Below are 19,505 nucleotides of genomic sequence, written 5' to 3' on the forward strand. Positions count from 1 at the left end.
TCCTTCGGTTCGTCGGTCCGTCACCAGCGGACGGGCAGTTCCTGGAGCCCGCCGACGACCAGGCCGTCGACGCGCGCCAGCTCGGTCGCGGGCACGGCCAGTTCCAGCGTCGGCAGGCGGCGCAGCAGCACGTCCAGCACGGCCTGGAGCTCGGTGCGGGCCAACGACTGCCCGAGGCACGAGTGCGCGCCCGCGCCGAACGCCAGGTGCGCGTTCGGGGTGCGGGCCAGGTCGAGCCCGTCGGCGTCGGCGAAGGCGTGCTCGTCCCGGTTGGCCGCGGCCAGGTTGCACACGACGGTCGTGCCGCGCGGGATGACGGCGCCGCCGACCTCGGCGTCCTCGGTGATGTAGCGCGGGATGCCGAACCCGGGGTTGGCGTCGGCGCGCAACGCCTCCTCCACCGCCGTGCGCACGAGGGCGGGGTCGGCCAGCAGCGCCTCCCACCGCGTCCGGTCGGCCAGGAGCATCCCGACCATCTTGCCGATCATGTTGGCCGTGGTCTCGTGCCCGGCCACCAGCAGGCCCTGCGAGGTGGCCAGCAGGGCCTCGTCCGGCATGACGTGCCCGGCGTCGACCGCGGCGGCGATCAGCTCGCTGATCAGGTCGTCGCCGGGGTCCGCTCTGGTGGCGGCGATGTGGGCGCTCATGTAGGCGGCGAACTCGGCCTGCGCGGCGTCGATCTCGGCCTGCGTGTAGCGGGTTAGGCTGAGCAGCGTGTTCGACCAGTAGGCGAACTTGTCCCGGTCGCTCTCCGGCACGCCGAGCATGTCGCAGATGACCCACACCGGCAGCGGGAAGCCGAGCGCCGACTTCAGGTCGGCGGGCGCGCCGTCCGCCACCATCTCGTCGATCAACCGCTCGGCCATCGCCTCGATGCCGGGCCGCAGCGCCGTCATGCGCTTGGCGGTGAACCACTTGCCGACCATGCGCCGCCACTGCTGGTGGTACTCCTCGGGCAGGGCGTTGCCCAGGCCGCTGTTGAACACGCCGCCGGACTCGTTCGCCGAGATCCGGGCCGCGTCGGGCGCGTCGAGGTTGCGGGTGAACCTCGGGTCGGACAGCACCTGCTTGACGTCGTCGTAGCGGGTCAGCAGCGACGCCCGGTCGCCGCTGGGCAGCCGGACGTGCGCGACCGGGCACCCCTGCCGCAGCTCGGCCCACTCCGCGGGCGGCTCCAGCGCGGCCGGACTCGGGATCGGGTAGTCCAGCACGTGGTCGGTGTCCCCGAGCGCCACGGCAACCGCCTCCTTCAGACTTGAGTCAATCAACTGACTTAAGACTGCCGGCGATCGGGGCGCGACGCAACGTGATGGGTCGAACGCGCAGCGGGAAGGCCTGCTACCCGCGACGTTCGGGGCCGGCGGTGTACGGGGCCGTCCACAGGCCGGTGATCGCGTCGATCAGGCCGGTCGCGGCCTCGTCCCAGGTGGACCTCGGCGTCGCGGTCCCCTCGGCGAGGGCGCGCTCGCGCTCGGCGCACACGTGCACGATCAGGTGCCGGACCATGGCGGCGCGGTCCTCGCGCACGTCGGCGGGCATGTCGGGCAGCAGGCCGATCAGGTTGTCCACCACGTGCCGCAACGAGTCCTCGGCCAGCGCCTCCTCCGCCAGGACCACCCGGAACACGGGGTCGGTCATGACCTGGGCGCTGAACCGGGCGAACCAGGTCGGGCCGCCCGCCGAGGCCAGGTAGGTGGTCACCGGGCGGACCAGGCAGGCCACCCAGTCCCGCACCTCGCGCGACCCGGCGACGGCGGCCACCGCGTCGTGGCGCAACGACTCGATGCGGGACGTGTGCCGGAGCATGATCGCCCGGACGAGGTCGGCCTTCGCGCCGAAGTGGTAGCCGACGGCGGTGTTGTTCCCCTGCCCCGCGGCGGCGCTGATCTGCCGGTTGGACACCGCGTACAGGCCCTGCTCGGCGAACAGCCGCTCCGCGGTGGTGAGGATCTGCTGCCGCGTAGCTCCGACCTGCTCCGCCCGAGGGGTCCTGCCGACGTCCGCCACCACGGTCGACACCGTACCCGGACGGACGCGACCGGACCCGTCGCCGCCGGGGGTTCGGCGCCGACGCGATCACGCGCCGACACCGGACCCCGCTCGCCGGCGCCGGTCAGGGCCGCTCCCGGCGGCTACTCGGCGTAGTGCTGGTCCGCTCCCCTGGCGCTGTGGGCGACGCTCCAGACGTAGCCGTCCGGGTCCGCGAAGGTGCCGCCGTACCCACCCCACGGCAGGGCGCCGGCGGGCTTGAGGATCGTGGCGCCCGCCTGCTCGGCCTCCGCGATGACCTCGTCGACCCGCGACTGGGCGCGGACCACGTACGTGAGGACGACCCCGCTGAAGCCGGTGCCCTCCGGGCTCGTGCCGACCTGCTCGGCCAGGCCCTCGCGCCGGTAGAAGCCGACGAGCGAGCTGCCGTCCGACTCGTAGAACACCGAGACGCCGTAGTCGTCCTTGACCTCCCAACCGAGCCCTTCCCCGTAGAACCTCTTGGACCGGTCCAGGTCCCCGACGCCGAGGAGGATCGCGGTGACGTGCGCTTGCATGCTTGTCTCCAGGTGGTTGCGCTGTGTCCGCTGCTCGGACCGGCGGGCTCGCCGCCCCGGGCCCGGCCCGGGTGTCACATCGGCGCTGCTCCGCCGGTCAACCGGTATGACAGGTCGAGAGCGGGGAGTGTGACGAATGGTCGAGCGGGACTGGCTGAGCGAGCGGTTCGCCGAGCACCAGGGCCGCCTGCGGGCGATCGCCAACCGGATGCTCGGCTCACCGGGCGAGGCCGAGGACGCGGTGCAGGAGGCGTGGCTGCGGGTCAGCCGCGCCGACACCAGCCGGGTGGAGAACCTCGGCGGGTGGCTGACCACGGTCGTCGCCCGGGTCTGCCTGAACGTGCTCGAAGCACGCCGGTCCCGGCCCGAGGACTCGGCCGGCGCGCTGCCGCCGGAGCCCGAGACGCCGCACGCGGCCGACCGGGCAGGCCCCGAGGAGGAGGCGGTGCTCGCCGATTCGGTCGGTGTCGCGCTGACGGTCGTGCTGGACACCCTGACGCCGGTCGAGCGGCTCGCGTTCGTCCTGCACGACGTCTTCGCCGTGCCGTTCGGCGAGATCGGCCCGATCATCGACCGCTCGCCGGCCGCCGCCCGGCAGCTCGCCAGCCGGGCCCGGCGCCGGGTCCAGGGCACGGCCGAGACCTCCGCCGCCGCGCGGTCGGGGAAGCGGGAGATCGTCGCCGCGTTCCTCGCCGCCTCCCGGAACGGGGACTTCGCCGCCCTGCTCGCCCTGCTCGACCCCGACGCCGTCGCGGTCGACGACCTCCGCGGGGCCGAGGCGGTGGCGGCGTTCTTCGCCGGCCGGGCCCAGGCCGCCCGCCTCGCGCTGGTCGAGGGCGAGCCTGGGGCCGTCTGGTCGCACCACGGCAGTCCGAGGGCCGTCTTCGCCTTCACCACCGAGAACGGGAAGATCACCCGCATCGCCATCGACACCGACCCGGACCGACTGCGCGACCTGGACGTCGTCTACCTGGCCACCGGCCGCGAGGAGCGGCCGTGACCGGTGTCGACCTCAGGCTCGCGTCCTTCGCCCTCGCCGTTCGCGACCTCGACGAGGCGCTCCGCTTCTACCGCGACGTGCTCGGGTTCGAGGTGCGCGACGGCGCCGGAGGGGTGCGCCGGGTCGCCGTCGGCCCGCCGTCGCAGCCGGACGTGCGGATCGTCCTGCTCGAATCGCCGGGTGACGAGCGGACCGGCGAGGGCTGCCTGGTCTTCGTGACCGACGACTGCGACGCCACCTTCGAGCACGTCGAGGCAGCGGACGCGGAGGTGCTGCAGGAACCGATCAGCAGGCCCGGCGGCGTCCGCGACTGCGCCTTCCTCGATCCGTCCGGCAACCTGCTTCGCTTCACCCAGTCGTGACGGCACCTCCCGTGGCACGTGCCCGGCTACGCTGCCGAAGTGCAGCCGGACCACCCCCTCGTGCGCGACGTCCACCCCGGGCTCGTCGACGAGTTGACCGCCCTCCTGGAGGCCGCGGGGGAACACGACCTGGCCGTCCGCGTCCGGGACGTCCGCCTGGTCTCGCGGTGCGACTGCGGTGACGACTTCTGCCAGAGCATCCGCACCGCCGACCACCCCGCGGGGCAGCCGTACGGCGAGGGGCACCGGTGCGTGCCGCTCCTGCCCGCGACCGGCATGCTGAACCTGGACGTCGTGGTGGACCGGATCATGTACATCGAGGTGCTCGACCGGCCGCCCCTCCGGGTGAGCTGACGTCCCGCTGGGAGGAGAACTCGATGGTCCCGGTTTCGGTCGTGACGGGCGCCGGTTCGGGTGTGGGGCGCGCGGTCGCCCGCGCGCTGCTCGACGCCGGTCACCGGGTCGCGCTCGCCGGACGACGTGCCGACCGGCTGGCCGAGACCGCCGACCGGTCGCCCGCCGGGCAGGTGCTGGTCGTGCCGACCGACGTCACGGTGGAGGCGTCGGTGGACGCGCTCTTCGCCACCGTGCGCGACCGGTGGGGGCGGGTCGACGTGCTGTTCAACAACGCCGGGACGAACGTGCCGCCGACGCCGTTGGAGGACTTCACCGTCGAGCAGTGGTCGACGGTGGTCGGCACGAACCTGACCGGCGCGTTCCTGTGCGCCCGCGCCGCGTTCCGGGTGATGCGCGAGCAGGACCCGCAGGGCGGCCGGATCATCAACAACGGCTCGGTCTCCGCCCACACCCCGCGCCCCGACGCCGTGGCCTACAACGCGAGCAAGCACGCCATCACCGGGCTGACCAAGTCGATCTCGCTGGAGGGCCGCCGCCACCGCATCGCCTGCGGCCAGATCGACATCGGCAACGCCGCGACGCCGTTGACCGGGCGGATGGCCGAGGGCGTCCGGCAAGCCGACGACTCGATCGCGGCCGAGCCGACCATGGACGTCGGGCACGTCGCCGACGCGGTCCGCTACATGGCCGGCCTGCCGCTGGACGCCAACGTGCAGTTCATGACGGTCATGGCGACCACGATGCCGTTCATCGGGCGTGGCTGACCCGCCCGGTCAGCCCCTCACCGCCGCGGCCACGTCCCGGATCGTGCCCGGACCGACCTGGCAGCAGCCGCCGACCAACCGCGCGCCGCCCGCCACCCAGCCGGCCACGCGCGCGGGCTCGAAGGCCGGTGCGCCGGTCCAGCTCCGGGCGGTGGCGTCCCAGCCCTGACCGCTGTTCGGGTACACCACGACGGGCTTGCCGGTGACCCGCCGCGCGATGGCCACGGCCTCGCCGACGTCGGCCGGGTCGCAGCAGTTGACGCCGACGGCGACCACCTCGGCCACGCCCCGCACGGCCTCGAACGCCTCCGCCAGCGGCTGACCGGCGCACGTCCGCGTGCCCCGCGCGCTGTAGGACAGCCACAGCGGGACGCCCGACCCGGCGACCACCCTCAGCACCGCCTCGGCCTCCTCGACGTCGGGGATCGTCTCGACCGCGAGCAGGTCCGCCCCCGCCTCGGCGAGCACCTCGACCCGGGGCCGGTGGAACGACTCCAGGGCGCCCGGCGCGAGGCCGTACCGGCCGCGGTACTCCGAGCCGTCGGCGAGCATCGCGCCGTACGGGCCGACCGACGCCGCCACCCACCGCGGTCCGTCCACTTCGGACGCGGCACGGCGGGCGAGGGTCACGCTGTCGCGCAGCAGGCCGGCCGTGTCCGCCGCGGTGAGGCCACGCCGGGCGAAGCCCTCGAACGTGGCCTGGTAGCTGGACGTGATCGCGACCTCGGCGCCGGCCCGGTAGTACGCCAGGTGCGCGGCCGTGATCGCGTCCGGGTCGGTGAGCAGCAGGCGGGCCGACCACAGCGAGTCGGACAGGTCGTGCCCGGCGGCCGTGAGCGCCGTCGACAAGCCGCCGTCCAGCACCACGACCCGGCGGGCCAGCACGTCGGACAACCGTTCCTCGGGCACGGCCACGACCCTACAGAGTTGACACTTGTCAATTTCATGACAGGTGTCATACTCGGTGCGTGGACCAGGCGGCACGCGGCACGGATCGGAGGGTCCGCCGCTCGCGGTCCGCCCTCCTGGGGGCGGCCGTGGCGCTGGTCTCCGAACGCGGCACGACGAACATCCCGATCTCCGACCTCGCCGAGGCCGCGGACGTCAGCCGGCAGCTCGTGTACCAGCAGTTCGGCGACCGCGACGCGCTGCTGACGGCCGCCGCGCTCAATCTCGTGGAGACCGGGTTGCTGCCGGACGTCACGGGGGCCGCGGACCCGTCCGACGAGCACGCCCGGGCGTTGATCGCGGCCCGGCACTTCGCGCGGCACCGGCCGTTCTACCGGGCGATGCTGACCGGACCGTGCGCCTACCGGCTGAACGTGGCGTTGAGCGGCCTGCTCAGCCCGTTCGACCGGGAGCTCGTGCGGCGGATGCCCGGCGTGCCGCAGGCGCCGGACGTGCTCGACGACCTCACCGCGTTCGTGACCGGTGGGTGGGCTGCGGTGGTCAACACGTGGGTGGTCGAGGGGCCGGAGCCGCTCGACCCGGAGGCGTTCGCCGAACGCCTGATGCAGGTGTTCTCGGTGATCACCGGGGGCGTCCGGACCGAGGAGGACGATCGGTGAACCTGAGCAGCCACCGCATCCAGCGCCTGCTGGGCCTGGACCCGCCGATCACCCGGGACCTCGTCGTCCAACGCGACCTGCGCACGCCCATGCCCGACGGCGTCGAGCTGCTCGCGGACCGCTGGGCGCCGCGGGTCGGCGGCGAGTCGTTGCCGACCGCGCTGCTCCGCGGCCCGTACGGGCGGCGTGGCGCGATCGGGACGGCCCTGGCGCGGCCGTTGGCCGAACGCGGGTTCCAGGTGCTGGTGCAGAGCGCGCGCGGCACGTTCGGCTCGGGCGGCGCGTTCGACCCGATGCGCCACGAGCGCGAGGACGGCCTGGCCACGCTGGCGTGGCTGGTGGAGCAACCGTGGTTCGGCGGCTCGATCGTGCTGGTGGGCGCGAGCTACCTCGGGCACGTGCAGTGGGCCGTGGCCGACAGCCTGCCGCCGCAGGTCAAGGCGATGATCCCGCAGGTTGTCGAGTCGGCGTCGACGCTGGAGTTCCTGCGCGCGGACGGGTTCTCGCTGGAGGCGCCGTTCGCGTGGGCGGTCGCGGTCGCGGGCCAGGAGCGCCGCTTCGCCCGGCTGCGCAACGTGCTCCAGGGCCGCAGGACCCGCCGCGCGCTGACCACGCTCCCGCTCGGTCGCGCCGACGTGGCCGCCACCGGACGCCGCTCGGACTACTTCCAGGACGTCCTGGCCCGCGACGCGGACGACGAGCGGTGGGTCGCGATGGACCACCGGCGCCGGGTGGCGCGAACGACGGTGCCGGTCAGCTCGATCGCCGGCTGGTACGACATCTTCCTGCCCGGCCAGCTGCGCGACTTCCGGGTCCTGCGGGAAGCCGGACGTCCGGCGCGGCTCACCGTCGGGCCCTGGACGCACATGTCCCAGACCGACACCGCGATCCGGGAGGCCCTGGGGTTCGGTCTCGCCCTGGCACGCGGCGAGGAGCCGCCCGAGCGCGCTCCGGTGCGGCTGTACGTGACGGGCGAGGAAGCCTGGCGCGACTTCGACTCCTGGCCACCGCACGGCTACGAGCCCCGGCGCTTCCACCTCCGGCCCGGCGGCGGGCTGGGCGAGCAGCCTCCCGTCGAGTCGACGCCCGACCGGTACCGGTACGACCCGGCCGACCCGACGCCTGCCGTGGGCGGTGTGCGGCTGGTGTCCGACAGCGGTCCGGTCGACAACACCGCGCTGGAGGCCCGGCCGGACGTGCTCACCTACACCACCGAGCCGCTGGCCGAGGACGTCGAGGTGATCGGCGACGTGACGGCCGAGGTCTGGTTCCGCTCCAGCCTGCCGCACGCCGACGTGTTCGTCCGGCTGTGCGACGTCGACCCGCGCGGCCGTTCGGTGAACGTCTGCGACGGCCTGGTGAGCCTGTCCGGCGCGGACGCGACGACCCGCGCCGAGGTCACGCTGTGGCCGACCGCCCACCGCTTCCGGCGGGGGCACCGGGTCCGGGTGCAGGTGTCCAGCGGCGCGTTCCCCCGGTACGCCCGGAACACCGGCACCGGCGAACCGCACGCCACCGCGACCCGGCTCCTGGTCGCCGAGCAGTCCGTCCACCACGACCCGGACCACCCGTCGGCCATCGTCCTGCCCGTCCGGCGGCCGTCGGGCGATTAGCGGTCAGGCGGGCGGCAGCGGGCGGCAGCGGGCGGTCAGGCGGGCGGCGGTCAGGCGGCACGGGCGGCGACGACGAACTCCCGCATGAGCCCGTGGTCCTTGACCCCGCGGCTCGCCTCGATGCCGCTCGACACGTCCACACCCCATGGCCGGGCGCGGCGGACGGCTTCGGCGACGTTGTCCACCCCGAGGCCGCCCGCCAGCAGCCAGTCGCCGTCCGGCCGGGCGCCGTCGAGCGCGGCGAGGTCCCACTGGTGGCCGGAGCCGGCCTGGGGCGAGTCGAGCAGGAGCATCCGCTCGCCGTACGCGCCGACCCGCACGTCGGTGTCCGCCGTCAGCGCGACCGCCCGGACCAGCGGCACCCCGGCCGCCGCCACCTCGTCGAACGCCGCACGCGGGTAGTCGCCGTGCAGCTGCACCGCGCCGATACCGGTCTCCTCGGCGAGCCGCCGCACGTCCGCCGCCGCCACCCCGCGGAACACGCCGATGGACAGCACGTGCGGCGGCACCTCGCGCACCAGCCGCCGCGCGGTCTCGGGATCGACCTGCCGGACGCTCGCGCTGAGCACGAAACCGACCGCGTCGGCGCCCGCGTCCACGGCGGCGGCGACGTCGGCCGCCGTGCGCAGCCCGCACAACTTCACGTACATGCCGCAGACCTTAGCGACGAGCCTCCCGTGCCATCGGAGCCAGGCCAGGCGCCACCGCCGTCCTCACGGCGCGGGGATCAGGCCCTCGTGCCGCACCGTCCACCCGTCGGCGGGGAAGCCGGGGTTCGGCGGGCCACCCTCCCAGCCCGCCGCCATCAGGGCGACCGCCGCCAGCAACCCGCCGTTGCCCGGCAGGTACACCGGGAGCCACTCGGACTGCCGGTTGTGCCCGTTGGCCAGGTAGCCGTTCTTCGGCGTGTCCATGAGCAGCACGTCCAGCGCGGTCCGGGGCTCGCCCAGGCGGGTCGCGGTCATGGCCATCGCCGGGTAGTCCCAGCCCCACGTGCTCGACCAGTCCCAATCGGACAGCACGTCGTGCAACGTGGCCCGCATGACCCCGTGGTCGACCACACCGGTCTCGGGCACGAGACCCAGCGCGCACAGCATCGACGGGTGGTCCTCGCGCACCGTCCACGGCGGCGTGCCGATCGCGGCGTACCGGCCGGCGCGCACGGTCGGCGGCACGAGGCCGTCCGCCACCGCCGTCCACGACGGCTCCTCCGCCAACCCCGACCACACCCGCCACCGCTGCGCCACCCGCAACGCCCACGCCCAGTACGCCAGCTCGAACGTCGGGTTCACGACCGCCGCCCGGTCGCGGTAGTACGACTCCTGGGCGGGCACGAGCGGCGGCCCGAGCGCGTAGCCACCGCCCGTGGCCACCGCGAAGTCCGCCATGAACGCCGCCGTCTCCAGCACGCACTCGCCGTAACGCGCCACCGCACCGCGATCACCCGACCGGCGCACCAGCTCGGCCAGGTGGATCAGGTGCGGCTGCTGCCACACCAGGAACGCCCCGATCGGGCTGGGGCTCTCCCGCCCGTCCGGCCCGACCTGCTTCGGCCACCGCGCGCCCCGACAACCCTGGCCACGCGCCGTGGCGCGGGCGACGCCCAGGCTGCGCGAGTACCAGCCGAGGCTCCTGGCCAGCAGCGAAGCCCTGCCCCACAACGGGAAGTGCGCGCCGTGCCACCAGTGCATCTCCAGGTGGAACCGGCCGCGCCAGCTGTTCGCCGTCAGCCCGGTCTCGGCCGGCGGCAGCGAACCCGCGCACTGGATGGCCGTGAGGTACTGCGACAGCACGATCCGCCGCTGCAACTCCGGCGCGCGTTCGTCCGCGCTGGAGTCGAGCTCGACCACGCCGCCGGACGACCAGAACCGCGGCCACCAGCGCTCGCTCGCGATCAACGCCTCGGTGAACGCCACCGGCTCGGCGCCGCCGCCGAACCGCACCCCGAGTTCCAGCACGTCGCCGTCGGTCGCCACCACGAACTCGTGCGGCCCGGTCCGCCGCACCGCCGCACCCGCGTTGACATGGACGCGCACCGAGAACCGGGTCGAGTCGAGCCTGCGGTCGATCCGGACGCCGTCCGCGAGCACGTGCGGCACGCTGTCGTGCCGGTCGGGGCGCTCCCAGTCGGCGGCGTCGTGCCACGACTCCGAGCCGTACGGGAACGCGATCCGCACGGCCAGCCGACCGCCCGCGAGCCCCGGTGACGCGACCCGCACCCCGAGCGCGTCGAGCTCCGGGTGGCAGCACGTGGTCACCCGCACCGGCATCCCCGCCAGCAGGAACGCGCTGGTGATCGTCCCCGTCCACAGGTCGAGCCGTTGCCTCGGCTCGTGCAAGTCGACCGGATCGGGCGACGTCCCGTCGACGACCAGCCCGATCCGGGCCAGGTCCAACCGGTGCGGGTTGGCGCGCAGCCACCGCTGGCCGGGTGTGGCCGCGTCGAAGTCGGCGAGGTCGACGTACGGCACCCGGCCGCGCGGCGTGTCGTACGAGCGGACGCTGTCGGCGAGGTCCGGCACGTGGCCGGGCGCCGGCACGCTGTGCCAGCCCCACTGCGCCATCGTGCCGAGCAGCGTGCCGCCGTCACCCGCGTACACCTGCGGGAACGTCTGCAACCCGGTCACGTCGACCGTGGCGCACAGCTCGCCGTTGCCCACCGACAGCGGCGACCGCGGGTCGACCCCGGTCACCTCCACGGCGTACCGGTCCACCAGCGCCCTGCGGTCGATCGGGGTCATCAGCCGATCGCCGCGGCGACCTCGTCCACGAACCGCCGTGCCGCGTCCGGCGGGCCGAGCCGGTCGAACAGCACGTCCGAGTTCACCCGCTGGAGGATCTGCACCGTGTCCGTGGACCCGACCGGGCCCGGCACCAGCTCCTCGGTGACCTTGCCGCCGACCTCGTCGATGAACGCCACCTCGACCTCCTGGTGCTCGTCGAGCGAACCGGCGATGCGCTCGCGGATGGCCTCGTTCGCCGGGATGCCGCGGTCCGTGCCGATGGCCGCGCCCGCCGCCGGGTCGTTGACCAGGAACGAGATCAGGTTCGCCGCCGCCTCGGGGTGCTCGGTGGCGGCGTTGACCGTGTAGAGCTGCGAGGCCTGCAACCACATGCCCGGCTGCCCGGCCGTCGACTCACCCGGCGCGCGCAGCATCACCAGCGGCTGGGCGGACGCGGTGCGCAGCGCGGTCAGCCGGTTGCTCCAGTCGAACCGCATCCCCGCGACGCCGCGGCCCATGAGGGTCTGCTCGGGCGCGGACAGGGCCGCCTGCTCGATGGTCACGGTGGCCTGCGGCGTGCTGCCGGCGTCACGCAGCCGTGTCGTCATCCGGAACCACTCCTCGACGCTGCCGGTGCTGATGCCGACCTTGCCGTCGGGAGTGTGGAGCCCTTCGCCGCGTTGCTTGGAGAAGATCTCCAACGTCTCCGGCGCGGTCGGGTCCTCCACGCCGACCGTGCCCTCCGGGGCCTTGTCGGCGAGCTCGCCCGCGATCCGCTCGCAGTCCGCCCACGTCCACTTGTCGTCGTCGGGCAGCGGCACCCCGGCGGCCTGGAAGACCGCCGGGTTGACCACGATCCCGTAGGTGTTCACGCCGGTCGGCACGCCGTACTGGACGCCGTCGAACCTGCCGTTGGCCACCGCGGGCCCGTCCAGCCCGCCCAGGTCGAGCGAGCCGCCCACCTCGGCCAGGTCGAGCAGCGCGCCGCGGCCGCCGTACTCGCGCGGGTACACGCCGCCCATCGTGATCACGTCCGGCGCGTCGTCCGCCGCGACCTGGGTGGCGATCCGGTCGAAGTAGGCGTTGAAGTCGGCGTAATCGCCCTTCACCGCGATGCCGGGGTTCGCGGCCTCGAAGGCGTCGATCGCCTTCTCCGTGGCCTGGGCGCGCTGCTCGTTGCCCCACCACGAGAACCGCAGCTCCACCGGTCCCCCGGCCTCGTCCGGGCCGGACGAGCAGCCCGCCAACGCCAGCGCCGCGACACCGACCAGGCACAGCACCAGTCTCGTCATGACCGTCTCCTCACTTGATGCCCGTCGTCGCGATCCCCTGGGTCAGGTAGCGCTGCCCGGCCAGGAAGAAGCCGAAGATCGGCGCCAGCCCGACCACCGACATGGCGAACAGCGGCCCCCACGAGCTGCGGCCCTGACCGTCCACGAAGGTGCGCAGCGCCACCGGGACGGTGTGCAGGTCCTGGTCGGTCAGGAAGATCAGTTGGCTGAAGAAGTCGTTCCAGGTCCAGATGAACGTGAACACGGCCGTGGTGGCCAGCGCCGGCGTGCACAGCGGCATCACGATCCGCCAGAAGATCCGCCAGTGGCCGCAGCCGTCGATGCGGGCCGCCTCGTCCAGCTCCGTCGGCAGCGACCGGATGAACTGCACCATCAGGAAGACGAAGAACGCGTCGGTGGCCAGGAACTTCGGCACGACCAGCGGCAGGTAGGTGTTGATCCAGCCCAGCTCGGAGAACAGCACGTACCGGGGCACGATCAGCACGTGGATCGGCAGCATGATCGTGGCCAGCATCATCGCGAACATGACCTTCTTGCCGCGGAACTCCAGCCGGGCGAACGCGTACGCGGCCATCGAGCACGACAGCAGGTTGCCCACCACCGAGGCCACCGCGATGATCGCGGAGTTGGTGAGGTACCGCTGGAACGGCGCGCCGAGCGCGGTCCAGCCCTCGACGTAGTTGGCCAGGGAGAACTCGCTCGGCCACGGCGACGGGTCGCGGAAGATCGTGTCGGTCGGCTTGAACGAGCTGGACACCAGCCACAGCAACGGGTACAGCATCACCACGCCGAGCACGACCAGCAGGCCGTGGCGCAGCGGCGCCGGCAGCCGGCGTTCGCTCCGGAACGGGTCAGTCACCGTAGAACACCCATCGCTTGGCCAGCAGGAAGTTCACCGCGGTCAGCGCCGCGACGATCACCAGCAACAACCAGGCCAGCGCCGAGGCGTAGCCCATCTGGAACGAGCCGAAGCCGCGTTGGTAGAGGTACAGCGTGTAGAAGAGCGTCTTGTCGGACGGACCGCCCGTGCCGCCGCTGACCACGAACGCCTGCGTGAACGCCTGGAACGCCCCGATCAGCTGCAGCACCAGGTTGAAGAAGATGATCGGGGTCAGCAACGGCACCGTGACGTGCCGGAACCTGGCCCACCGGCCCGCACCGTCCACTGTGGCCGCCTCGTAGTACATGGCCGGTATCTGGCGCAGGCCGGCCAGGAAGATCACCATCGGCGCGCCGAACGTCCACACGTTGAGCAGCACCAGGGTGCCCAGCGCGAAGTCCGGGTGCGCGATCCAGCCGACGCCTTGGACCCCGACCAGGGCCAGCAGGTCGTTGACCAGGCCGGCGGTGCCGAACATCTGCCGCCACAGGATGGCGATCGACACGCTGCCCGCCAGCAGCGACGGCAGGTAGTAGACCGAGCGGTAGAACGCCAGGCCGCGCAGGCCCCGGTCGAGCAGCAGGGCGAGGCCCAGTGCCACGGCCAGTTGCAGCGGCACGGAGACGAACACGTACCGGAACGTCACGCCGAGCGAGTTCAGCAGGCGTTCGTCGCCGACCATCCGGGTGTAGTTGGCCAGGCCCGTCCACTTCGGCGGGCGCAGCAGCGAGTAGTTCGTGAACGAGAGGTAGAGCGAGGCCAGGATCGGGCCGATGGTGATCGTGACCATCCCGATGATCCACGGCGCCAGGAACAAGTAGGCCGCCCGACCGTCGCGGCGGCGCAGGTTGCCCTTGGTCCGGGAGTCGGCCATGCGTCCTCCTCGGCGAGGTCGCGCGCCGAGCCGGCCCGGCGCCACAGTCGGGAAACCGCTTTCTTCCGCGAGGACCTGTCTACCATCCAGCGCGCATTCCCTTGCCCAGCTTCGATAATTTGCGCAATGTTCAGAAAAGGAGGCGTTGGCGTTGCGGGCTCGGCGGCTGGATCAAAATGGAGAACTTCACCACCGGCTACCCGGCCAGGGAATCGTTGCAGCGCGCGGGTTGCGGTCGGCGTTGGGCGAGGAGGGGTACCGCCGCTTCTCCGACCGGTTCCTGGACGACTTCTTCGGGCCCGAACGCGCGCGACCGGCTCATCGGGCGGTGCGCGGAGCAGGGCATCTACACGATCCTGGACCTGCACGCGTTGCCCGGCGCGCAGAACCAGCACTGGCACAGCGACAACCCGATGCACCGAGCGCAGTTCTGGGTGCACCGGCCCTTCCAGGACCGGGTCGTGCACCTGTGAGAGGCGATCGCCGCCCGTTACGCGAACCGGCCGGAGGTGGCGGGCTACAACCCCGTCAACGAGCCGGCCGACCCGACCGGCGAGGTGGTCGGCCCGTTCTACCGGAGGTCGGAGCGGGCGATCCGGGCGGTGGACTCGCGGCCCGTGCTGTTCCTCGACGGCCACCGCTGCTCGACCGATTTCCCGGTGTTCGACGAGCCCTTCGCCGACGCGGCGTGCAGCGCGCACGACTACGCCCTGCCCGGGATCGCGCGGGACGGCCGGTACCCGGGCACGACGCGTGGCGGGTTCTTCGACCGGGGTGTCGTGGAGCAGACCTTCCTGCGACGCACGGAGTTCATGCGGCGCACCGGCACGCCGAGCAGGATCGGCGAGCTCGGCCCGGTCTACACCGGTGACGAGTCGATCGACGCGTCCCGGTATCGGTTGCTGCGCGACCAGTTGGAGATCTACCACGAGCACGGGGCGAGCTGGAGTTCGTGGACGTACAAGGACATCGGCTTGCAGGGCCTGGTCCACACCCGGCCCGATTGCGCCAACCTGCGCCGCGGCTCCGCCCGGACCACCGCTCCTGACCTCGGACCTCCGACAACCGCTCCCCTGCCCCTGCTCCCCTGCTCACCGGCCCCTCCGCTGACCTCTGTCCCCTGACCTATGCCCCCTGACCGTTTGCGTTGGACCCCCGTCCACCTCCCTTCGCCGTGACCGGCACTACCGCGGGTCGCCGCGATGCCGTCCCAATCGCGATACTGGACCCGTGACCGCGAGAGAGCCCCGCCTGGAGATCGAGTACTGCACGCAGTGCCGGTGGCTGCTGCGCGCCGGGTGGACCGCGCAAGAGCTGCTGACCACCTTCACCACCGAGCTGGGCGAGGTCGCCCTCGTCCCCGGCACGGGCGGTGTTTTCGACGTCCGGCTCGACGGCGAGACCCTGTGGTCCCGCAAGGCCCAGAACGGCTTCCCCGACTTGGCCGTGCTGAAGCAACTCGTCCGCGATCGAATCGCCCCCGACCGCAACCTCGGACACACCGACCGCCACCGGAAAGCGCCACCCCAGTAGGTCAGGGCTCGACGGGGCGGCGGCGGTGCGGTGAGTCGGCGGCGGTGCGGCAGGTCAGCGGTTGCGGTCGGCGGTTGCGATGGGTCAGCAGGTCAGGAGGTCGGCAGCTCTGCGGGCCCAAGTCCCACACCTCAGACTCGCCACCCGGTCGGCCCCACGACCGATCAGGCCGCGAGCCGGTCGGACACACCACGGTGAGACCCGCCATCCGTCATGCCCCGCCGCTCAGGCCCGCGACACAGCACACACCACCGGCCCTGCCCGCGACCGAGCAGGCACACCGCCCGCCAGGCTGCCACGCGGTGAGACCCGCCACCCGCCAGGCGCGCCACTCGTCAGGTGCGCCGCCGGTCGGCCCCACCGCCGAGCAGGCGCGCCGCCGGCCAGGACCGAACCCGCCCGGCACGCCACCGGTCGCCCGTGACCGGTCAGGCGCATGACCGGTCAGGCGCGTGAACGGTCAGGCGCGTGAACGGTCAGGGGGTGGTAAGTAGGCGGCGACCTCGGCCAAGGCGTCCAGCGTCTCCGGTTCGAGGTGGCCGGCCGCCGGTTCGGCTTCGGCGATGGTGATGGTGCTGCCATCGGTGTCGGTGCCGTAGTGGTGGCCGGTGAACGCGATGTCGGCCAACCCGAGCAACGACGCCCCGAGCGGCCGGATGTCGCCGCTGCCATGGCGGTCCTCGATCCGCTTGAACGCCCGCACGTCACGCGCGCTCCGGAAACCGACCCAGGCCACCGACACCACCGCGTTGTTGCCGCTCCCATCCCCGACCGCGATCACCATCCGGTCCAGCGAAGTGCACGGCGTGCGGGTGAAGAACTCCCGGACCTCACCGTGCGACGCCGACAGGCACTCCACCTGCTGCCGCACCCTGTCGTCCAACCTCCGCATCCCCATCCGCTGCCACGCGCCGTCACGATCACCCCGCTTCGCCGCCCTCTGCCCGTCCACCTTGCGCGCGGCCACGCCGGGCGACCCCGCCGAACTGCCCGCGCTCGCCCCCAGCAGTCCGCCCCCGCCGGCCACGCCCGCGGAACCGACCAGGCCCAGCACCAGCACCCCGGCCGCCACCACGGCCCCCGCACCCCCCTTCTTGCCGTTGATCGGCCTGACCCGGCCCTGCCCGTCGGTGTAGAAACCCGGTGCCATCACTCGCTCCCCCGCTCGGTCGGTATCCCCGATCGGCAAGCTATCGACGGGCACCGACAATTCCGGCCCCTTCTCCGACCTGGTCACCCGATCGAGCGACACAGAAAACGGGGCCCCGCGCGCGAACGCGGGGCCCCGTCCTCAGTGGAGCGTGGTTCAGCTGGTCGGGAAGTTGTCCGTCGTGCTGATCCGGCTCTTGAGCAACGCGCCGGACTCGGTGAGCACACCGCTGCTGGAGTAGTCACCGCCGTTGCACGTGCCCGGGCGCAGCGCGGCGCTGCTCTCGTTCGCGTCCGAGTACGTCCAGTTCGCGTAACCGATCTTGAGCTGGTCCAGCAGGTCCAGCCAGGCGACGGTGCTCGCCCGGTCGAACGTGCCGCCACCGGTGGCCAGCACCGTGCCGAACTCCGTCACGAAGAGCGGCAGCCGCTGCGCGGCACGGCTGACCGCGGCGCGGTAGTTGTCCTTGTGGCTCGCGGCGTAGAAGTGGAACGCGTACATGATGTTCGTGGCGTTGACCGGGTTGTTGATGACCTCGGTCTCGCTGGAGCCCTCCGACACGCCCAGCGACGACCAGGCGCGCGTGCCGACGATGACGACGGCGTCCGGGTCGGCCGCGCGGATCACCGGGATGACCTGCTCGGCGTAGCTCTTGATCGACGCCCAGCTCACGCCGTTCGGCTCGTTCGCGATCTCGTAGATCACGTTCTTCTTGCTCGCGTTGCGCTGCGCGACGGCGGCGAAGAAGGTCTTGGCCCGCTCCAGGTTGAAGTTCGGGTCGCCCGGGGTGAGGATGTGGAAGTCGATCATCGCGTACATCCCGCGCGCCTCGGCCATGTCGACCAGGCTGTTGACGCGGCTGGTGAACCCGGACGGGTTGGTCTCGTAGCCCTGTTCCTGCACGTACATCGCGATGCGGAACAGGTCGGACTTCCAGTCGGTCGCCAGCGCGTTGAGCGAGTTGTTGTTGTAGCACTTGTCGAACCACTGGATGCCGTGCGTGCTCATGCCGCGCAGCTGGATCGGCCGGTTGTACTGGTTGCACAGGTTGACGCCGCAGACCCGCAGCTGGCCGTTGATCTCGACGGGGGTGCGGCCGACCGGCGGGTTCGTGGTCGACGTCGTCGTGGTGGTTGTCGTGGTCGTGCCCGTGGTCGAACCGGTGCAGGCGACGCCGTTGAGCGCGAACGACGTGGGCGTCGGGTTGCTGCCCGAGTACGCGCCGACGAACCCGAGGTCGGTCGACGCGCCGGTGGACAGCGTCCGGTTCCAGTCGACGTTGGTCGCGGTGGCCGTGGAGCCCGACTGGGTCCACGTGGCGTTCCAGCCCTGGGTAACCCGCTGGGAGCTGTTCGGGAACGCGACGGTCAGCGACCAGCCGCTGACGGGGTCGCCGAGGTTGGTGACCTTGACGCTGGCCTGGAAGCCGCCGGACCACTGGCTCGTCACGGCGTAGTCGACCTTGCAGCCCTGGGCGGCGGCCGCGGCGTTCGGCAACATCGTCGCCGCTGAGCCGAGGGCCACCGCGCAAGCGGCAAGCACTGCGGTGGAGCGCTTCACTGAGCCCCTCCTCATCTCGAAGGATGTCTGGGAGCGCTCCCAGACCCGCCGGGAACGTACACCCGGATGGGCGCGCGCGTACAGAGGGCGTCTCACACAATGACATCCCGCCGTGACGCTCCGTGTCGCCGACTCGCCGCTCGGCCACCGCCGACCAGCGGGATCAAGGCCGGGGAAGCGACCCCCGGAGGCAGGCCACCCGGAGCACGGTGGCGAGGTCGGCGGTGGCCGGTCGGCCGGCCAGGCGAGGGGGCAGGTCCACGGTCACCGCACCCCCTCCACCGCCTGGGCGCACCGACGGCACTCGCGGGCCGACGCCGCGACCGTGCCGTGCGCCGCGGTGGCCAGCACGCCGGCGATCGCGGTCAGCGGCCAGTCGGTCGACAGCGCCGCGGTGACGCCCAGCGCGACGGCGGCGAGCGCCATGCCCACCGCGGCGGCGGACGCCGTCCACGCCACGGCCAGCGGCAGCCGGTGCGGCGTGGGCAGCATGCGGGTGAGCGGACCGGTGGCCACCAACGCCGTCACCGCGAGCAGGCCGGCGGCGGTGGCCAGCGCGGCCAGGTGGACGGCGAGCGCGCCCAGTCGCCAGTCGCCGGCGGCGCCCACGAGCAGTTGGCACACCACGAGGACCGGCACGGTGACGGCGGCGACGCGGGCGGTGCGGCGGGTCTGGGCGATGGTGAGCTCGCGCTGGAACGACGGCGCGATCTCCTCCGCCGCGCCGAAGTCGCGCACCGCGTGACGGGCCGCCTGGTCCTGCGGCACGCCGAAGCGGGTCTGCGCCTCCACCGCGTCGACCAGGCCGTCGCGCACCTCGCGCATCATCGCGGCCTTCGCCCGCGCCGGACCGTGCAGGGACGCGGCCAACGCCTCCAGGTAGTCCTCGACCGGCTGCGCGGCGCTCACGTGGCGTGCCCCGTCGACGGGGTCAGGTCGAGCACGGCGCCGATCGTGGCGGTGAAGTCCCGCCACGTCGACCGCGCGTCGGCCAGGCCGCGCCGACCGGCGTCGGTGAGCTCGTAGCAGCGCCGGGGCCGGTCGGCCACGGGCTGCCAGCGGCTGCGCAGGAAACCCAGCCGTTCCAACCGGTTCAACGCCGGGTAGACGGTGCCGGTGCGCAGTTCGAGCGCACCGCCGCTGCGCCGCTGGACCGCGGTGATGACCGCGTAGCCGTGCAGCGGTCCCGGTTCGAGCACCGCGAGCAACATCGCGTCCAGGTGCCCGCGCACCGCGTCCGCCTTCATGGGTTGGCAGCCTACACACCATCTAGGTAGGTGTGA

Annotated in this window: 22 protein-coding genes; 9 read left to right on the top strand and 13 right to left on the bottom strand. The window is 72.8% G+C overall.

The genetic code is table 11. The features are described 5' to 3' along the window. Positions 1 to 20 precede the first annotated feature (20 nt). The 3 genes from ACZ7GX_RS19510 to ACZ7GX_RS19520 form a co-directional block, all read right to left on the bottom strand. Positions 21 to 1,235 carry a cytochrome P450 gene (locus tag ACZ7GX_RS19510; protein WP_498778447.1) on the bottom strand — a complete coding sequence of 405 codons (1,215 nt, stop codon included), beginning with the start codon at positions 1,233 to 1,235 and terminating at the stop codon, positions 21 to 23. A gap of 103 nt (positions 1,236 to 1,338) precedes the next feature. After that, a complete protein-coding gene (locus ACZ7GX_RS19515; RefSeq protein WP_498778448.1) occupies positions 1,339 to 2,019 on the bottom strand; it encodes a TetR/AcrR family transcriptional regulator in 681 nt (226 codons plus the stop codon). 113 nt (positions 2,020 to 2,132) lie between these two features. Beyond that, the gene (locus tag ACZ7GX_RS19520) at positions 2,133 to 2,546 is read right to left on the bottom strand and encodes a VOC family protein (RefSeq protein WP_498778449.1); all 414 of its coding nucleotides are present in this window, start codon (positions 2,544 to 2,546) and stop codon (positions 2,133 to 2,135) included. A 136-nt stretch (positions 2,547 to 2,682) separates the two neighbouring features. Here ACZ7GX_RS19520 and ACZ7GX_RS19525 point away from each other — a divergent pair, with 136 nt between their 5' ends. The 4 genes from ACZ7GX_RS19525 to ACZ7GX_RS19540 are packed head-to-tail and all read left to right on the top strand — an operon-like array spanning position 2,683 to position 5,029. After that, positions 2,683 to 3,546, top strand: coding sequence for a sigma-70 family RNA polymerase sigma factor (locus tag ACZ7GX_RS19525; RefSeq protein WP_498778450.1), 864 nt, complete (start codon positions 2,683 to 2,685; stop codon positions 3,544 to 3,546). After that, on the top strand, positions 3,543 to 3,908 hold the full coding sequence (locus ACZ7GX_RS19530) for a VOC family protein (RefSeq protein ID WP_498778451.1): 366 nt from the start codon (positions 3,543 to 3,545) through the stop codon (positions 3,906 to 3,908). The genes ACZ7GX_RS19525 and ACZ7GX_RS19530 overlap by 4 nt, the downstream gene beginning before the upstream one ends. 39 nt (positions 3,909 to 3,947) lie before the next feature. Continuing rightward, on the top strand, positions 3,948 to 4,262 hold the full coding sequence (locus ACZ7GX_RS19535; protein WP_498778452.1) for a hypothetical protein: 315 nt from the start codon (positions 3,948 to 3,950) through the stop codon (positions 4,260 to 4,262). A gap of 23 nt (positions 4,263 to 4,285) precedes the next feature. Next, positions 4,286 to 5,029: an SDR family oxidoreductase gene (locus ACZ7GX_RS19540; RefSeq protein ID WP_498778453.1), complete on the top strand. Its 744-nt coding sequence runs from the start codon at positions 4,286 to 4,288 to the stop codon at positions 5,027 to 5,029. Positions 5,030 to 5,038: 9 nt separating this feature from the next. Here the strand turns inward: ACZ7GX_RS19540 and mmuM are convergent, their stop codons facing one another. Then, entirely contained in the window at positions 5,039 to 5,938 is a 900-nt protein-coding gene (gene mmuM / locus ACZ7GX_RS19545) for a homocysteine S-methyltransferase (RefSeq protein WP_498778454.1), read from the bottom strand. Between the two features lie 59 nt (positions 5,939 to 5,997). Here mmuM and ACZ7GX_RS19550 point away from each other — a divergent pair, with 59 nt between their 5' ends. After that, entirely contained in the window at positions 5,998 to 6,597 is a 600-nt protein-coding gene (locus ACZ7GX_RS19550; RefSeq protein WP_498778455.1) for a TetR/AcrR family transcriptional regulator, read from the top strand. Then, positions 6,594 to 8,210 (top strand): CocE/NonD family hydrolase, encoded by a 1,617-nt coding sequence (locus ACZ7GX_RS19555; protein WP_498778456.1) that lies wholly within the window; start codon positions 6,594 to 6,596, stop codon positions 8,208 to 8,210. The genes ACZ7GX_RS19550 and ACZ7GX_RS19555 overlap by 4 nt, the downstream gene beginning before the upstream one ends. A 50-nt stretch (positions 8,211 to 8,260) precedes the next feature. Here ACZ7GX_RS19555 and ACZ7GX_RS19560 read toward each other — a convergent pair whose 3' ends face one another. The 5 genes from ACZ7GX_RS19560 to ACZ7GX_RS19580 all read right to left on the bottom strand — a co-directional run bounded on the left by ACZ7GX_RS19560 (position 8,261) and on the right by ACZ7GX_RS19580 (position 13,979). Next, the gene (locus ACZ7GX_RS19560; RefSeq protein ID WP_498778457.1) at positions 8,261 to 8,860 is read right to left on the bottom strand and encodes a phosphoribosylanthranilate isomerase; all 600 of its coding nucleotides are present in this window, start codon (positions 8,858 to 8,860) and stop codon (positions 8,261 to 8,263) included. A 63-nt stretch (positions 8,861 to 8,923) separates the two neighbouring features. Then, positions 8,924 to 10,951 carry a hypothetical protein gene (locus ACZ7GX_RS19565; RefSeq protein ID WP_498778458.1) on the bottom strand — a complete coding sequence of 676 codons (2,028 nt, stop codon included), beginning with the start codon at positions 10,949 to 10,951 and terminating at the stop codon, positions 8,924 to 8,926. Next, entirely contained in the window at positions 10,951 to 12,225 is a 1,275-nt protein-coding gene (locus ACZ7GX_RS19570; protein WP_498778459.1) for an ABC transporter substrate-binding protein, read from the bottom strand. Before ACZ7GX_RS19570 ends, ACZ7GX_RS19565 begins: the two co-directional genes overlap by 1 nt. A 10-nt stretch (positions 12,226 to 12,235) precedes the next feature. Continuing rightward, a complete protein-coding gene (locus ACZ7GX_RS19575; protein WP_498778460.1) occupies positions 12,236 to 13,084 on the bottom strand; it encodes a carbohydrate ABC transporter permease in 849 nt (282 codons plus the stop codon). Then, the gene (locus ACZ7GX_RS19580; protein ID WP_498778461.1) at positions 13,077 to 13,979 is read right to left on the bottom strand and encodes a carbohydrate ABC transporter permease; all 903 of its coding nucleotides are present in this window, start codon (positions 13,977 to 13,979) and stop codon (positions 13,077 to 13,079) included. Before ACZ7GX_RS19580 ends, ACZ7GX_RS19575 begins: the two co-directional genes overlap by 8 nt. Positions 13,980 to 14,155: 176 nt before the next feature. Between ACZ7GX_RS19580 and ACZ7GX_RS19585 the strand changes: the two genes are divergently transcribed. From ACZ7GX_RS19585 to ACZ7GX_RS19595, 3 genes are all read left to right on the top strand, one after another. Next, positions 14,156 to 14,452, top strand: a complete 297-nt coding sequence (locus ACZ7GX_RS19585) for a hypothetical protein (RefSeq protein WP_498778462.1) — start codon at positions 14,156 to 14,158, stop codon at positions 14,450 to 14,452. 36 nt (positions 14,453 to 14,488) lie between these two features. Continuing rightward, positions 14,489 to 15,103 (top strand): glycoside hydrolase family 5 protein, encoded by a 615-nt coding sequence (locus ACZ7GX_RS19590; RefSeq protein ID WP_498778463.1) that lies wholly within the window; start codon positions 14,489 to 14,491, stop codon positions 15,101 to 15,103. Between the two features lie 106 nt (positions 15,104 to 15,209). Continuing rightward, positions 15,210 to 15,512, top strand: coding sequence for an Rdx family protein (locus tag ACZ7GX_RS19595; RefSeq protein ID WP_498778464.1), 303 nt, complete (start codon positions 15,210 to 15,212; stop codon positions 15,510 to 15,512). 460 nt (positions 15,513 to 15,972) lie between these two features. Here ACZ7GX_RS19595 and ACZ7GX_RS19600 read toward each other — a convergent pair whose 3' ends face one another. From ACZ7GX_RS19600 to ACZ7GX_RS19615, 4 genes are all read right to left on the bottom strand, one after another. Next, positions 15,973 to 16,662, bottom strand: coding sequence for a hypothetical protein (locus ACZ7GX_RS19600; RefSeq protein WP_498778465.1), 690 nt, complete (start codon positions 16,660 to 16,662; stop codon positions 15,973 to 15,975). Between the two features lie 156 nt (positions 16,663 to 16,818). Then, positions 16,819 to 18,222 carry a cellulase family glycosylhydrolase gene (locus tag ACZ7GX_RS19605; RefSeq protein WP_498778466.1) on the bottom strand — a complete coding sequence of 468 codons (1,404 nt, stop codon included), beginning with the start codon at positions 18,220 to 18,222 and terminating at the stop codon, positions 16,819 to 16,821. 264 nt (positions 18,223 to 18,486) lie between these two features. Further along, positions 18,487 to 19,131, bottom strand: a complete 645-nt coding sequence (locus ACZ7GX_RS19610) for a permease prefix domain 1-containing protein (protein ID WP_498778467.1) — start codon at positions 19,129 to 19,131, stop codon at positions 18,487 to 18,489. Further along, entirely contained in the window at positions 19,128 to 19,469 is a 342-nt protein-coding gene (locus tag ACZ7GX_RS19615) for a PadR family transcriptional regulator (protein WP_498778468.1), read from the bottom strand. The genes ACZ7GX_RS19610 and ACZ7GX_RS19615 overlap by 4 nt, the downstream gene beginning before the upstream one ends. Positions 19,470 to 19,505: the final 36 nt, after the last annotated feature.

The sequence above is a fragment of the Actinosynnema sp. NPDC037264 genome (genome assembly GCF_055603705.1).

What these genes read in the sequence shown, in the direction of transcription:
- ACZ7GX_RS19520 (WP_498778449.1), bottom strand. Translation starts at nt 2,546, where the DNA reads ATGCAAGCGCACGTCACCGCGATCCTCCTCGGCGTCGGGGACCTGGAC.
- ACZ7GX_RS19525 (WP_498778450.1), top strand. Translation starts at nt 2,683, where the DNA reads ATGGTCGAGCGGGACTGGCTGAGCGAGCGGTTCGCCGAGCACCAGGGC.
- ACZ7GX_RS19540 (WP_498778453.1), top strand. Translation starts at nt 4,286, where the DNA reads ATGGTCCCGGTTTCGGTCGTGACGGGCGCCGGTTCGGGTGTGGGGCGC.
- ACZ7GX_RS19560 (WP_498778457.1), bottom strand. Translation starts at nt 8,860, where the DNA reads ATGTACGTGAAGTTGTGCGGGCTGCGCACGGCGGCCGACGTCGCCGCC.
- ACZ7GX_RS19565 (WP_498778458.1), bottom strand. Translation starts at nt 10,951, where the DNA reads ATGACCCCGATCGACCGCAGGGCGCTGGTGGACCGGTACGCCGTGGAG.
- ACZ7GX_RS19570 (WP_498778459.1), bottom strand. Translation starts at nt 12,225, where the DNA reads ATGACGAGACTGGTGCTGTGCCTGGTCGGTGTCGCGGCGCTGGCGTTG.
- ACZ7GX_RS19580 (WP_498778461.1), bottom strand. Translation starts at nt 13,979, where the DNA reads ATGGCCGACTCCCGGACCAAGGGCAACCTGCGCCGCCGCGACGGTCGG.
- ACZ7GX_RS19585 (WP_498778462.1), top strand. Translation starts at nt 14,156, where the DNA reads ATGGAGAACTTCACCACCGGCTACCCGGCCAGGGAATCGTTGCAGCGC.
- ACZ7GX_RS19600 (WP_498778465.1), bottom strand. Translation starts at nt 16,662, where the DNA reads ATGGCACCGGGTTTCTACACCGACGGGCAGGGCCGGGTCAGGCCGATC.
- ACZ7GX_RS19615 (WP_498778468.1), bottom strand. Translation starts at nt 19,469, where the DNA reads ATGAAGGCGGACGCGGTGCGCGGGCACCTGGACGCGATGTTGCTCGCG.